The sequence below is a fragment of the Paracoccus sp. (in: a-proteobacteria) genome (genome assembly GCF_030538755.1).
In the GTDB taxonomy this organism is placed as follows: Bacteria; Pseudomonadota; Alphaproteobacteria; order Rhodobacterales; family Rhodobacteraceae; genus Paracoccus.
Genome location: NZ_JAUNTJ010000010.1, coordinates 69,895 through 84,243, shown reverse-complemented (window position 1 = coordinate 84,243; position 14,349 = coordinate 69,895). Strand labels below are relative to the sequence as shown.

The window sequence follows — 14,349 nt, the reverse complement described above, 5'->3', positions numbered from 1 at the left end:
CGGGGGCGCTTCACCCCCCGGACCCCCAGAGGATATTTGGAAACGAAAGACGGGTCAGTCGGCCATCAGGCGGCTGATGATTACGGTGACTTCGGGTTTTTTGCCGATTTCTTCCATGGCGATCTGGCGGGTGGCGCGGCGGATCGCTTCGTCCATTTTTGCGTCATCGTGCACCATGCGGGCGTCGGCCCGTTCCAGAACCTCGGCCAGTTCGGTTTCGATATGGCGGGCCAGTGGCTGGCCGTTGCGGGTGATGTCGGGCAGGCCCATCAGTTCGACCCAGGCATCGGGCAGAACATTGTCATCCTCATCCACGATCACCGAGACCAGCGCGTGGCCGTTCAGTGCCATGCGGATACGGTCGCGCACGATGCCATCCATCGCGCCGATCAGCATCGTGCCATCCAGATACAGCCGCCCGGTTTCCACCTGATCGACGATTTTCGGGGTCGGGCCGGTCAGGTCCAGCATGGTGCCGTTCACCGCGATTTCCGAGGCAATGCCCTTGGCGCGCGCCATTTTCGCATGTTCGCGCAGGTGCATATGTTCGCCGTGCATCGGAATCAGGATGTCGGGCTTTATCAGATCGTGCACCGCCTGTAGATCCGGGCGGTTGGCATGGCCCGAGACGTGGAAGGTGCCGTCATCGGCATCGAACACATCGACACCCAGTTCCGACAGAGCGTTCATGATACGGATCACACCGCGTTCGTTGCCCGGAATCGTGCGCGAGCTGAACAGGAAGCTGTCGCCCTCTTTCAGTTGCAGCCCCAGATAGCGCCCGCGCGACAGTTGTGCCGAGGCTGCCCGGCGTTCGCCCTGACTGCCAGTGACGATCAGCAGCACCTTGTTGCGCGGCAGTTCGGATGCCTGTTCGGGGCCGATGGTATCGGGGAAATCGGTCAGGATGCCGGTATCCAGCGCCGTTTGCACCATCTTGCGCATCGCGCGCCCCAGCAGGCAGACCTGACGCCCCGATGCGATCCCGGCTTCGGCCAGTGTTTTCAGGCGGGCGATATTGCTGGCAAAGGTGGTGGCGACGACCATATTCGGCTGCGCCATGACGAAATCCAGCAGCGGGTTGGCCAGGATCGCCTCGGAGCGGCCCGGCTGCGGGCTGAAGACGTTGGTCGAATCGCAGGCCAGAACCTTGATGCCCTGTCCTTCGCCCGCGATCTGATGCCACATGATCGGGTCAAAGGCTTCGCCCACCACCGGGGTGCCGTCCAGCTTGAAATCGCCCGAGTGCATGATTCTACCCGCAGGCGTGTCGATCAGCAGTGCCGCGCTTTCAGGGATCGAGTGGCTGATCGGGACGAACTGCACAGTGAACGGGCCAGCCTGCACCACTTCGGGCCGGGGGCCGGTGATCTGAACCGCATCGGGGGCGATGCCCGCCTCTTCCAGCTTCATGCGGGCCAGCGCGCCGGTGAAGGGGCGGCAATAGACCGGCTTTTTCAGCTTGTTCCACAACAGGCCAAGGGCGCCGACGTGATCTTCATGGCCGTGGGTGATGAAAATCGCCTCAAGCCGATGCTTGTTTTCTTCCAGCCAGCGCAGGTCGGCCATAATCAGGTCGATCCCCGGCGCACTGTCCATGTCGCCAAAGGTGACGCCCAGATCGACAAGGATCAGCCGCTCTTTCCCGGCCGGGCCATAGCCGTAGATATAGGCGTTCATCCCAATCTCGCCCGCGCCGCCCAGCGGCAGATAGATCAGACGATCAGACATTTCCCGCCTCCCTGTTGTGGTCATAAATCAGCCGCAGACCGTGGACTGTCAGATCGTCCTCGATCGCGTCGAACAAATCGAAGCCCTGATCGAACAGCGGGGCCAGCCCGCCGGTTGCGATCACCTTCATCGGTCTGGCCCGCTCTTGGCGGATTTTCTGCACGATGCCCTGCACCAGACCGATATAACCCCAAAAGATACCAGACTGAATACAGGCCACGGTATTTCGCCCGATCACCTGCGGCGGCATGGTCACATCGACATGCGGCAACGAGGCCGCGCCCATGTGCAGCGCCTCAAGCGACAGGTTCACCCCCGGCGCGATCACCCCGCCGATATAGGCCCCGTCGGTGTCGGCCACGTCAAAGGTGGTGGCGGTGCCGAAATCGACCACCACCAGATCGCCGCCGTGGCGCACATGGGCCGCCCAGGTGTTCACGATCCGGTCGGGACCGACCGCCGACCCCGGCTCGACCCGCGGGGCCATGGGCAGCAGGCAGTCGGGCTTGCCGACCACCAGCGGGCGCGTGTTGAAGTAGCGGTTGCACAGCACACGCAGGTTGAACACCACGCGCGGCACGGTCGAGCTGATGATGCAGGAATCAATGTCCAGATCAAAATGCGTCAGCGAAATCATGGTTTGCAGCCAGACGAAATATTCGTCCGCCGTGCGCCGGGGATCGGTGCTGATCCGCCAATGCGAGACGAATTGCTCGCCATCCCAAAGGGAAAACACGCTGTTGGTATTGCCAGTATCAATGCACAGCAGCATGGATCAGCTTTCGCTAAAGTAAATATCGGCCGCCGGGATCGCCTGACGCCCCTGCGAGGTCTTCAGGATCAGCGCGCCGCTGTCGTCGATGGTTTCAAAGGTGCCGGTGATTTCGGCCTTGCCGGTCCGGGCGGTGACGGTGCCGCCCAGATGCGCGGCGCGCGCCAGCCATGCGGTGCGGATCGGCGCAAAGCCATAGGCAGTCATCTGCCGCAGCCAGCGATCAAAGGCGGGGGCCAGCAGGTCCAGAAAATCCTCGGGCGCGATGGTCAGGCCGGTTTCCCCGGCGATGCTGACGGCGGGCATGGCACCGGGTTCCAGCGCATCCGCAGGGGGGGCCGCGATCAGGTTCACGCCGATGCCGATGGCCAGCGCATCCAGCCGCGCGCCGCTGCCACCGCTTTCCAGCAGGATGCCCGCCACCTTGCCGCCGTTCAGCAGCAGATCGTTGGGCCATTTGATCGACAACCGCGCGGCAGGGCCAGCCGCGTCACGCAACGCATCATGCAAGGCCAGTGCGGCGACAAACGACAGCTGGGCGGCATCCGCAGGCCCGCCGGTCGGACGCATCAGCAGGGTGGCGGCAAAGTTACCGGTCTGCATCGACCAGCCGCGCCCGCGCCGCCCACGGCCCGCTGTCTGTTCGCGCGCCATGATCCACGCCGCGCCAGACAGGCCGGGGGCCAGCCGCAGCGCCTCGGCATTGGTGGAATCGCAGCGCGACAGAATATGCCGCGCAACGCCATCAGGCCAATCCGTCCGGGTATCGGCGGGCAGGCTCACCCGTCGCCGCCGGGGGTGACAGCAGCACCCTGCCCCGCGACAGGCGCATCCACAGGCGCAATCGCCGCAGCCCCGACCAGCGTATCCGCAGCGGTTGCCGCCGCGCGATCCACGCCGAACATCGTCGCCGCACCGATCAGCAGCACCGCAGCCGGAACCAGCAGCGCCACGGTCTGAACCACGCCCATGCGGCTGTGAACCCCCTCGGCCTCGGCGCCGAAGAACATGTAGTAAACGATGCGCAGGTAATAAAACGCACCAATCACCGAAGCGACCACGCCAGCAATCGCCAGCCATGTCATCCCCGCATCAACCGCCGCCGACAGCACGCCCAGCTTGGCGAAAAAGCCCAGGAAGGGCGGCACACCGGCAAGGCTGAACATCAGGAACAGCACCGCCCACGCCTTCATCGGCTCGGCACTGGCAAAGCTGTTCAGGCTGGCCAGATCTGTCACCGGGCGGCCGTCACGTTCCAGCGACAGGATAAAGGCAAAGGCACCGACGTTCATCACCGCATAGATGGTCATATACAGCAGCATCGCCTGCACACCATAGGCCGTGCCCGCCGCCAGACCGACCAGCGCAAAGCCCATATGCGCGATGGATGAATAGGCCATCAGCCGCTTGATGTCGCGCTGCCCGATCCCGGCAATCGCGCCAAGGAACATGGACATGGCCGCAAGCGCCGCGATGATCTGCGACCAGTCAGCCGTGGCCTGACCAAAGGCACCGAACATCACCCGCGCGATCAGCGCCATCGCCGCCACCTTGGGCGCGGTGGCAAAGAAGGCTGTCACCGGGGTCGGCGAACCTTCGTAAACGTCCGGCGTCCACATATGGAAGGGCACCGCCGACACCTTGAAGGCAAGGCCGACCAGCAGGAACACCAGACCGAACAGCAGCCCGACCGACAGATGCTCGCCGCCCGATACCGCCGCCATCACGCCGGCAAAACTCGTGGTTCCGGCAAAGCCATAAACCAGCGACATCCCATACAGCAGCAGACCCGAAGACAGCGCGCCCAGAACGAAATACTTCAGCCCCGCCTCGGACGAACGGGCGCTGTCGCGGCGCATCGCGGCCACCACATAAAGCGACAGCGACTGCAATTCGAGGCCCATATACAGCGTCAGCAGGTCATTCGACGAAACCATCAGGCACATGCCAAGCGCGGCCAGCACGATCAGGATCGGAAACTCGAACCGCAGCAGATTGCGGCGCAGCATATATTCGGCGCTCATCGCCAGAACGGCAGCGGCCGAGATCAGCACGACGACCTTGGCAAAACGCGCAAAGGCATCGTCGATGAACATGCCAAAGAATGCGGTCTGGTCCGCCCGCCCGCCAAAGCCGATCAGCAGCGCCACCACCAGCAGCACCGCCACCGTTGTCCACAGGATCGGGCGCGCGATGGCGTCCTTGCCCAGATAAGCCCCCGCCAGCAGCGCGGCCATCGCATAGACGGCCAGCAGAAACTCGGGCAGGACGATTGAGAAATCCAGCGCGGTCATGTCGGCCCCCTTAATGCCCGGTCGCCGCAGCGGCGGCCTCGGCCACCGGCTCGGCCGGAATGGATGCGTGGTAATTGGCCAGCAGGTTCGCAACCGCAGGGCCGGTGATGTCGGTCACAAGGCGCGGATAGACGCCAAGGATCAGGGTCATGGCGATCAGCGGCGCAAAGATCCACTTTTCGCGGCTGGTCATGTCGGCAATGGTCTTGAGGCTTTCCTTGACCAGCGCCCCCAGCGTCACGCGGCGATACAGCCACAGCGCATAGGCCGCCGACAGGATGACGCCCGAAGTCGCAACAAGGCCGACCCAGGTGTTTTCACGGAAGACGCCCAGCAGGGTCAGGAACTCGCCCACAAAGCCCGAGGTGCCGGGCAGGCCGACGTTGGCCATGGTGAAGAACATGAACACCAGCGCATAGACCGGCATCCGGTTCACCAGCCCGCCATAAGCGTCGATTTCCCGCGTGTGCATCCGGTCATAGATCACGCCGACGCACAGGAACAGCGCGCCCGAGATAAAGCCGTGCGACAGCATCTGAAAGATCGCGCCATCGACACCGACCTGATTGGCGGTGAAAATCCCCATCGTCACATAGCCCATATGGGCGACCGAGGAATAGGCGATCAGCTTTTTCATGTCGGACTGCGCCAGCGCCACCAGCGAGGTATAGACGATGGCAATCGCCGACATCCAGAACACCACCGGCTGGAACATGTCGCTGGCGACCGGGAACATCGGCAGGCTAAAGCGCAGAAAGCCATAGCCGCCCATCTTCAGCAGCACGGCGGCCAGCACCACCGAACCGGCGGTCGGCGCCTGAACGTGCGCATCGGGCAGCCAGGTGTGAACCGGCCACATCGGCATCTTGACGGCAAAGCTGGCAAAGAACGCCAGGAACAGCAGCGTCTGCACCCCGCCGATCACGCTGATGCCCAGAATGCGCATGGTTTCCGACGGAAAGGCCGTGCGCGCCGGATCAAGCAGCGCGACAATATCGGTGGTGCCCGACATGCGATACATCGACACCATCGCCACCAGCATCAGCACCGAGCCTAGGAAGGTATAGAGAAAGAACTTGAACGCCGCATAGATCCGGTTCTGACCGCCCCAGATCCCGATAATCAGGAACATCGGGATCAGCCCTGCCTCGAAGAACAGATAGAACAGCACCAGATCCAGCGCCACGAACACGCCGATCATCAGACCTTCCAGCAGCAGGAAGGCGATCATGTATTCCTTGACGCGCTTGCTGACATCCCAGGTGGACAGGATCGTCAGCGGCATCAGGAAGGTGGTCAGCATCACGAACAGAACCGAGATGCCGTCCACGCCCAGCTTATAGCGCAGCCCCATGATCCATTCGCGGTCTTCCACAAACTGAAAGCCGGTGTTCGAACGGTCAAACCCGAACAGCACGAACAGCGAGATCAGGAAGGTGGCGCTGGTCGCGATCAGCGCCAGCCACTTGGCGTTGCGCTGTGCGGCGGCATCATCGCCGCGCAAGAACAGCGCCAGAATACCCGCAGCAACGATGGGCAGAAAGGTGATGATGGAAAGAAGGCTCGTCATATCAGTGCGCGCTCCGCAGCATCACCCAGATCAGCAAGGCCACAATTCCAAGGACCATCGCAAAGGCATAGTGGAACAGATAGCCGGATTGAACACGGCCGGCGAAACGGGTCAGGCGCGGGATGACGCCCATGGCAAGGCCGTTGATCGCCCCGTCAATCGTGCGCCCGTCGCCCTGCTGCCACAGGAACCGGCCCAGCCACTTTGCGGGGCGGACGAAGATCAGGTCATACAGCTCGTCGAAATACCATTTGTTCAGCAGGAAGCGATACAAATGCGGCTGTGCGGCGGCAAGGCGCGCGGGCGTATCCGGCGCGCGGATATAAAAAATCCACGCCAGGAACAGGCCGGTCAGCATCGCCACAAAGGGCGACAGCTTGACCCAGGTGGGCACATAATGGGCGTCATGCAGAACATGGTTGTCTGGGTGCATGTAAATCGCGCCCGGTGTCATCGCCACCACGCTGACCTCGGACGGGTCGCTGGCGGCACCGGCGGCGGCGTGCAGCGCCTCGCCCTGCGGCTCGGCATGGGGTGCCTCGGCCACGGCACCGTCCAGCGGGGCCTCGTGACCCGCATCGGCCTGATGGCTTTCGGCGACGGGCAGGCCAAAGTAACCGCGCACCCGGTCTTCCGACCCGAAGAAGCTGCCATACCAGACCATCCCGGCAAAGATCGCGCCAACCGCCAGAACCGCCAGCGGAATGGTCATCACCGCCGGGCTTTCATGGGCGTGGTCATGCGCATGATGGTCGCCGCGCGGCTTGCCCCAGAAGGTCATGAACATCAGCCGCCACGAATAAAAGCTGGTCATCAGCGCCGCAATCACCAGCATCCAGAAGGCATAACCTACGCCCGAGGCATAGGCGCTTTCGATCACGGCGTCCTTGGACAGATAGCCGGCAAAGCCGATATGGGTCAGCGGAATACCAACGCCGGTAATCGCCAGCGTGCCGATCAGCATCGCCCAGAAGGTCAGCGGGATCTTTTTCCGCAGGCCGCCATAGTTGCGCAGATCCTGTTCATGGTGCATCGCATGGATCACCGAGCCCGCGCCAAGGAACAGCATCGCCTTGAAAAAGGCATGGGTGAACAGGTGGAACATCGCCACCGAGTAAACCCCGACACCCGCCGCCACGAACATATAGCCCAGCTGCGAACAGGTCGAATAGGCGATCACACGTTTGATGTCGTTCTGCACCAGACCCACGGTCGCGGCAAAGAATGCGGTGGTGGCACCGATGATGACCACGAACATCTTGGCATCAGGCGCGAATTCAAACAGCGGCGACATGCGGCAGACAAGGAACACCCCTGCCGTCACCATGGTCGCGGCGTGGATCAGCGCCGAAACCGGGGTCGGGCCTTCCATCGCGTCGGGCAACCAGGTGTGCAGCAAAAGCTGCGCCGATTTCCCCATCGCCCCGATGAACAGCAGCAGCGCCAGCAGATCGGCGGCCGGCCAGTCGCGCCACAGGAAGTGGAACTGGCTGGCAGCGATTTCCGGCACCTGCGCAAAGATCGCGTCGAACTGGATCGAGCCGGTCATCCAGTAGATGCCGAAAATCCCCAGCAGAAAGCCAAAGTCACCGACCCGGTTCACCACGAACGCCTTCATCGCGGCGGCGTTGGCCGAAGGTTTGCGGTAATAGAACCCGATCAGCAGATAAGAGGCGACGCCCACGCCTTCCCAGCCAAAGAACATTTGCAGCAGGTTGTCCGCCGTCACCAGCATCAGCATGGTGAAGGTAAAGAAGGACAGATAGGCAAAGAACCGGGCCTTATAGTGTTCGTGATGGTCCCAGTTATCGTCATGGGCCATGTAACCCATTGAATACATGTGAACCAAAGCAGAAACCGAGGTCACGACGATCAGCATGATCGCGGTCAGGCGGTCCAGCCGGATCGCCCATTCCGCCGCGAAATCGCCGGTCACGATCCAGTCCAGCACCGGGATATGCTGCGTCACGCCGTCAAAGGTCAGGAACACGATCCACGACAGCGCGGCGCACAGGAACAGAATGCCGGTGGTCAGATATTGCGCGGCCTGTTCGCCGATCAGGCGCCAGCCGAACCCGGCGATGATCGCCCCAAGCAGAGGGGCAAAGAGAATGATCGTCGTCATGGCCTTACCCCTTCATCACGTTGACATCTTCCACCGCAATCGAGCCACGGTTGCGGAAGAACACGACAAGGATCGCAAGGCCGATCGCCGCCTCGGCCGCGGCGACGGTCAGGATGAACATGGTGAACACCTGCCCCGCCAGATCGCCCAGATGCGTCGAAAACGCGACAAAGTTTATGTTCACCGCCAGCAACATCAGTTCGATCGACATCAGAATGACGATGACGTTTTTGCGGTTCACGAAAATGCCAAAGATGCCGGTGACGAACAAAATCGCCCCCACCACCAGATAATGCGTCAATCCGATCATCGTTTCTGTCCCTCCGGGCTGTTGCCGGTTCTCTCGGTCCCGGCGCATCCCCGCCGGATGGGTGTTTAGTTCACGCCGTTCGGATAGAACAGCTTGCAGATGCCGTTCAGCCGAAAATTCCGCGTCCAAAGACCAAGAGGACCACGACAACGACGACCACAACGATAACTGTTCTGCTCATCCTTACAGCCCCTGCCCCGGCTTGACGTCTTTCAGCTCCATCCGCGTCGCGGGGTCTGCATACATCTGTTTCAGCACATCCTGACGCTTGATGTCCTTGCGGTGCCGCATGGTCAGCGTGATCGCCCCGATCATCGCCACCAGCAGGATCATCCCGGAAATCTGGAACGGCAGCAGATAGCGGTCATACATGATAAGGCCGATCCCGCGCGTGTTGTGGATTTCAGACATGATGGGGGCCACACGCTGCGCGGGGGCGATTTCGGCGCTTTGCCAACTGCCATAGACGATGCCCAGTTGCGCCAGCATCACCAGCGAAATCAGCAGCGCCAGCGGCAGATAGCGCGCAAATTCGCCCTTGAGCTGGGCAAAATCCACGTCCAGCATCATCACGACGAACAGGAACAGCACGGCGACCGCGCCGACATAGACGATAATCAGCAGCATCGCCACGAACTCTGCGCCTTGCAGCACGAACAGCCCCGATGCGGCGCAAAAGGCCAGGATCAGCCACAGCACCGAATGGACCGGGTTGCGGGCCATCACCACCATGAAGCCTGATACGCAAACGCAGATCGCGAACAGGTAGAATGCGAAGGTCATCATGGCTGGTCGTCCTCTTGTTCCTCGGCGAACACGTCCTGCGCCAGAGACAGCGCCTTCTGCATGGCGGGAAGCCCCCCGAACATGCCCATCTGATAAATCACTTCCGCGATTTCGCGCGGCGTCGCCCCCGCCTCGCGCGCATGGCGGATCGACAGGCGCAACTGCGGCTCGGCCAGGGCACCCTGCACCGTCAGCGCCGCAATCGTCACCAGAAACCGCGTCCGCGCATCCAGCCCGTCGCGGTTGAAGGTCTTGCCGAACCACAGTTCCAGCATATCCGCCGGCATCGTCGGGATCAGCTTTTCAAACGCGGTGGCGTCGAATTTTTCCAGCGCCGGATTAAAGACGCGCGCCATCTCTTGCCCCGACTGGAGCATCTGCGAGAACAGCTTTTGAAAAGCGTCGGTCATCGGTAGGGCGCATCCAAAGCGATGTTACGGGCAATCTCGGCTTCCCAGCGGGCGCCGTTATCCAGCAGCTTGGCCTTGTCGTAGAACAGTTCTTCGCGGGTTTCCGTCGCGTATTCGAAATTCGGGCCTTCGACGATGGCATCCACCGGGCAGGCTTCCTGACAAAAGCCGCAATAGATGCACTTGGTCATGTCGATGTCATAGCGCGTCGTGCGGCGCGAGCCATCGGCGCGCGGTTCGGCGTCGATGGTGATCGCCTGCGCGGGGCAGATCGCCTCGCACAGCTTGCAGGCGATGCAGCGTTCTTCGCCGTTGGGGTAACGGCGCAGCGCGTGTTCACCCCGGAAACGCGGCGACAGATGCCCCTTTTCGTGGGGATAGTTCAGCGTCGCCTTGGGCGCAAAGAAATAGCGGACGCCGATGCCGAAACCTTTGATGAAATCGACCATCAGAAAGTATTTGGTCGCCTTGGCCAGATCGAATGCCATCTTTTACACCCCCGCCCAACGGGCCCAGAACGCCCCGAACACCTGGAATTTCGCAAGGAAGGCCACCACGACCACCCAACCCAGCGACAGCGGCAGGAACACCTTCCACCCGATCCGCATCAACTGGTCATAGCGATAGCGCGGCACGATGGCCTTCACCATGGCGAACATCCAGAACCAGAACACCATCTTGAGGAACATCCAGATCGCGCCATCCGGCAGGCCCGGAATCGGCGACAGCCAGCCGCCAAAGAACAGCAGCGAGATCAGCGCGCACATCAGCCAGATGGCGATATATTCGCCCGCCATGAACAAGAGGTAAGGCGTCGAGGAATATTCGACCATGTGACCCGCGACCAGTTCCGATTCCGCCTCGGGCAGATCGAAGGGCGGGCGGTTGGTTTCGGCCAGCGCGGACACAAAGAACAGCACCAGCATCGGCAGATGCGGCAGCCAATACCACGACAGCAGCCCCAGCCCGCGCTGCGCCTCGACAATGGCGCTGAGGTTCATCGAGCCGGTCGAGATGATGATGCCGATGATAATCAGCCCCATCGACACCTCGTAAGACACCATCTGCGCCGCCGACCGCAGCGAGGCAAGGAACGGATATTTCGAGTTCGAGGCCCAGCCGCCCATGATGACGCCGTATACCTCAAGCGAAGAGACGGCAAAGATGAACAGCACGCCCACATTGATGTCGGCCATCACCCAGCCCGGCGCAAAGGGAATCGCGACCCAGGCCAGCAGCGCCAGCATCATCGACAGGAACGGCGCAAGGAAGAACACGAACTTGTCGGACCCGGCGGGCACGACGATTTCCTTCAGCACATATTTCAGCGCATCGGCAAAGGTTTGCAGCAAGCCCCACGGGCCGACCACGTTCGGGCCGCGCCGCATCTGAACCGCAGCCCAGATTTTCCGGTCGCCATAGACCAGAAAGATCAGCGAGATCATGACAAAGGCGATCACACCCAGCCCTTGGGCCAGCATGATGATCCCGAAGCCAAGCGGCGATGACCAGAATCCTGCCATGATCGCCCGTCCCTTTCCTTATGCCGCGGGAATTCCGCGTGCCCTGCATTCGCGCAGAGTCTCGTTGGTTTCCATCACCCGCAGGCCCATGGGCCGCGTCTTCGACAACGTAAAGGCCGCCCCGACCAGCAGCTTGCCGTCACGCTGTTGTTGTAACGTGCGAATGTGGCGCGCATAGGCGGCGCCGTTCGATTTCGCCCATCCGGCCAATGCGCAGGTGGCATACGAAAACGCAATATCGGCGTCCACCCCCTGACGCAGGTTTACCGTGACTTCGACCAGATCGCCACGGCTTTCGGGCGACAGACCGGAAATCGTGCTGCCCAGAAAAACCGAGGGATCAATCTCGGTCCCGGCGCGCCATTCGGGCAGAGCCGGCCGCGTCCGCTGTGCGAATTCGTCCAGCGCCACCTGCTGCGCGGTCGGGCCACGGCGGCTGGCGCGCATCACGGCGGGGGCGGCAGCGCCTGCCCCGGCCCCCGTGCGGCTGACCGCCGCCAGATCGGCCTGCGTCACCGCAAAGGCATCGCGCCCGCCCGGCGAATCAAGCCGCATCGTCGTGACCGAGCCATCGGGTTCCAAAATCAGAATCTCGCCCGATTTGGTTGAAACCTGCGCGCGGGTCAAAGGCCCCTGCCCCTTGCCCGCATTCGGGTTGACCACCTGCGCGGTCAGCACCTCGGGCTTGGTGGCCGGGCGCGTCGCCAGACTATCGCCCGCATCCGAACCGCAACCGGCAAGCATCACACTTGCGGCCAGCAGCGACACAACAGGGAACAGGGTCTGACGCATCATGGTTACTCTGCCGCCATAGAAGGGATGTGACGCGCCGCAGCCATGGCCGACAATTCGCCCATCAGCGGAGAACAGCGCGCAATCGCGTTGGTCAGGTAGAAATCCTTGATCGCATAGCGGAACCCGGCCCGCCCCAGATCAAAGCGGGTCAGCGGCTGCCAGTCGTTTTCCGCCACCTGATCCACCTGCGCCAGATGCGGCACGGCCTCGATCAGCGCGCGGCGCAGCGCGGCAAGGCTGTCCCACGGCAGGGTCGCGTCCAGTTCGGCAGACAGCGCGCGCAGGATCGCCCAGTTTTCCTTGGCCTGACCGGGCGGGAAATTCGCCCGCATCGCCAGTTGCGGACGCCCTTCGGTGTTGACGAACAGCCCGTTTTCTTCGGTATAGCAGGCGGCGGGCAGGATGATGTCGGCGCGATGCGCACCCCGGTCGCCGTGGCTGCCCTGATAGATCACAAAGGCACCCGCGTCGATGTCCACCTCGTCCGCGCCAAGGTTAAAGATCACCTCGGCCCCGTCGATGGCGGCGTCCATCCCGCCCTCGGTCACGGCACCCACATCCATCGCCCCGACACGGGCAGCGGCGGTGTGCAGCACCAGCAGTTTGGAGTTGCTGTTCTCGGCCAGACGCATCGCATGGGCCAGCACAGCCTCACCATCGGCTTCGCGGATGGCACCCTGACCGACGATCACGATGGACGGTTTATCCTTGGTTTCCTGCGAAATCTCGCGGCCCGACAGGCTTTCCAGCGCCGCACGATCAGTGCCGGTATGGGCATAGTCATAGGTCAGATCGACCGCCTCGCCCAGCAGCCCGACCTGGGCACCCCTGGCCCACGCCTTGCGGATGCGGGCATTCAGCACCGGCGCCTCGATCCGGGGGTTGGTGCCGATCAACTGGATCATCTGCGCATCGTCAATGTCGGCAATCGTCGCCGTGCCGACATAGGCCGAACGGTTCCCCGCAGGCAGACGCGCGCCATCGGTGCGGCACTCGACCTTGCCACCCAGCCCCTCGACCAGCGTTTTCAGACTGAAGGCCGCCTCGACCGAGGCCAGATCGCCGATCAGACCGGCAACCTTTTTCCCTTTCATCGCCGCAGCCGCCGCCGACAAGGCCTCGGGCCATGTCGCGGCGCGCAGACGGCCGTTTTCGCGGATATAGGGCTGGTCCAGACGCTGACGCCGCAGCCCGTCCCAGACAAAGCGGGTCTTGTCGGAAATCCATTCCTCGTTCACGCCGTCGTGGTTGCGCGGCATGATCCGCATCACCTCGCGCCCCTTGGTATCGACGCGGATGTTCGAGCCAAGCGCGTCCATCACGTCGATAGATTCGGTCTTGGTCAGCTCCCACGGGCGGGCGGTAAAGGCATAGGGTTTCGACACCAGCGCACCGACCGGGCACAGGTCGATGATATTGCCCTGCATGTTCGAATCCAGCGTCATGTTCAGATAGCTGGTGATCTCGCTGTCCTCGCCCCGGCCGGTCTGGCCCATCTGGGTGATGCCCGCGACCTCGGTGGTAAAGCGCACGCAGCGGGTGCAGGAAATGCAGCGCGTCATATGCGTTTCGACCAGCGGGCCAAGGTTCAGATCCTCGGACGCGCGCTTGGGTTCGCGATAGCGGCTGAAATCAATGCCATAGGCCATGGCCTGATCCTGCAAGTCACACTCGCCGCCCTGATCGCAGATCGGGCAGTCCAGCGGGTGGTTAATCAGCAGGAATTCCATCACGCCCTCGCGGGCCTTTTTCACCATCGGGCTGTTGGTGCGGATTTCCGACGGCTGCCCCTCGGGTCCGGGGCGCAAGTCCTTGACCTGCATGGCGCAGCTTGCGGCGGGCTTGGGCGGGCCGCCCACCACCTCGACCAGACACATGCGGCAGTTGCCGGCAATGGACAGCCGCTCGTGATAGCAGAAACGCGGAACCTCGACCCCGGCCTGTTCGCACGCCTGAATCAGCGTCAGGTTCGGATCGACCTCGATTTCCTTGCCGTCGATGATGAGTTTCCGCAGGTCCGCCATCATTCCATC

General features: G+C 62.5%; 13 protein-coding genes. All 13 read right to left on the bottom strand.

Translation table 11 applies throughout. From position 1 onward, the window contains the following. Positions 1-54 precede the first annotated feature (54 nt). Positions 55-1,731 carry a ribonuclease J gene (locus tag Q4G14_RS08210; RefSeq protein WP_303361249.1) on the bottom strand — a complete coding sequence of 559 codons (1,677 nt, stop codon included), beginning with the start codon at positions 1,729-1,731 and terminating at the stop codon, positions 55-57. Next, on the bottom strand, positions 1,724-2,503 hold the full coding sequence (locus Q4G14_RS08205; protein WP_303361248.1) for a type III pantothenate kinase: 780 nt from the start codon (positions 2,501-2,503) through the stop codon (positions 1,724-1,726). The genes Q4G14_RS08210 and Q4G14_RS08205 overlap by 8 nt, the downstream gene beginning before the upstream one ends. A 3-nt stretch (positions 2,504-2,506) precedes the next feature. Next, entirely contained in the window at positions 2,507-3,280 is a 774-nt protein-coding gene (locus Q4G14_RS08200) for a biotin--[acetyl-CoA-carboxylase] ligase (RefSeq protein WP_303361279.1), read from the bottom strand. Between the two features lie 2 nt (positions 3,281-3,282). Next, positions 3,283-4,797, bottom strand: coding sequence for an NADH-quinone oxidoreductase subunit NuoN (nuoN, locus tag Q4G14_RS08195; protein WP_303361247.1), 1,515 nt, complete (start codon positions 4,795-4,797; stop codon positions 3,283-3,285). 10 nt (positions 4,798-4,807) lie between these two features. Beyond that, complete coding sequence (locus Q4G14_RS08190) at positions 4,808-6,367, bottom strand: NADH-quinone oxidoreductase subunit M (protein WP_303361246.1); 1,560 nt, start codon at positions 6,365-6,367, stop codon at positions 4,808-4,810. A 1-nt stretch (position 6,368) separates the two neighbouring features. Beyond that, positions 6,369-8,492, bottom strand: a complete 2,124-nt coding sequence (gene nuoL / locus Q4G14_RS08185; protein ID WP_303361245.1) for an NADH-quinone oxidoreductase subunit L — start codon at positions 8,490-8,492, stop codon at positions 6,369-6,371. Between the two features lie 4 nt (positions 8,493-8,496). Continuing rightward, positions 8,497-8,802: an NADH-quinone oxidoreductase subunit NuoK gene (gene nuoK, locus Q4G14_RS08180; protein WP_303361244.1), complete on the bottom strand. Its 306-nt coding sequence runs from the start codon at positions 8,800-8,802 to the stop codon at positions 8,497-8,499. Positions 8,803-8,985: 183 nt separating this feature from the next. Further along, complete coding sequence (locus Q4G14_RS08175) at positions 8,986-9,588, bottom strand: NADH-quinone oxidoreductase subunit J (protein ID WP_303361243.1); 603 nt, start codon at positions 9,586-9,588, stop codon at positions 8,986-8,988. After that, a complete protein-coding gene (locus Q4G14_RS08170) occupies positions 9,585-9,998 on the bottom strand; it encodes a carboxymuconolactone decarboxylase family protein (RefSeq protein WP_303361242.1) in 414 nt (137 codons plus the stop codon). The genes Q4G14_RS08175 and Q4G14_RS08170 overlap by 4 nt, the downstream gene beginning before the upstream one ends. Continuing rightward, the gene (nuoI, locus tag Q4G14_RS08165) at positions 9,995-10,486 is read right to left on the bottom strand and encodes an NADH-quinone oxidoreductase subunit NuoI (RefSeq protein WP_303361241.1); all 492 of its coding nucleotides are present in this window, start codon (positions 10,484-10,486) and stop codon (positions 9,995-9,997) included. Before nuoI ends, Q4G14_RS08170 begins: the two co-directional genes overlap by 4 nt. Before the next feature lie 3 nt (positions 10,487-10,489). Further along, positions 10,490-11,521 (bottom strand): NADH-quinone oxidoreductase subunit NuoH, encoded by a 1,032-nt coding sequence (gene nuoH, locus Q4G14_RS08160; protein WP_303361240.1) that lies wholly within the window; start codon positions 11,519-11,521, stop codon positions 10,490-10,492. 18 nt (positions 11,522-11,539) lie between these two features. Continuing rightward, positions 11,540-12,316 carry a hypothetical protein gene (locus Q4G14_RS08155; protein WP_303361239.1) on the bottom strand — a complete coding sequence of 259 codons (777 nt, stop codon included), beginning with the start codon at positions 12,314-12,316 and terminating at the stop codon, positions 11,540-11,542. A gap of 2 nt (positions 12,317-12,318) precedes the next feature. Then, positions 12,319-14,340, bottom strand: coding sequence for an NADH-quinone oxidoreductase subunit NuoG (nuoG, locus tag Q4G14_RS08150; protein ID WP_303361278.1), 2,022 nt, complete (start codon positions 14,338-14,340; stop codon positions 12,319-12,321). Between the last annotated feature and the right edge of the window lie 9 nt (positions 14,341-14,349).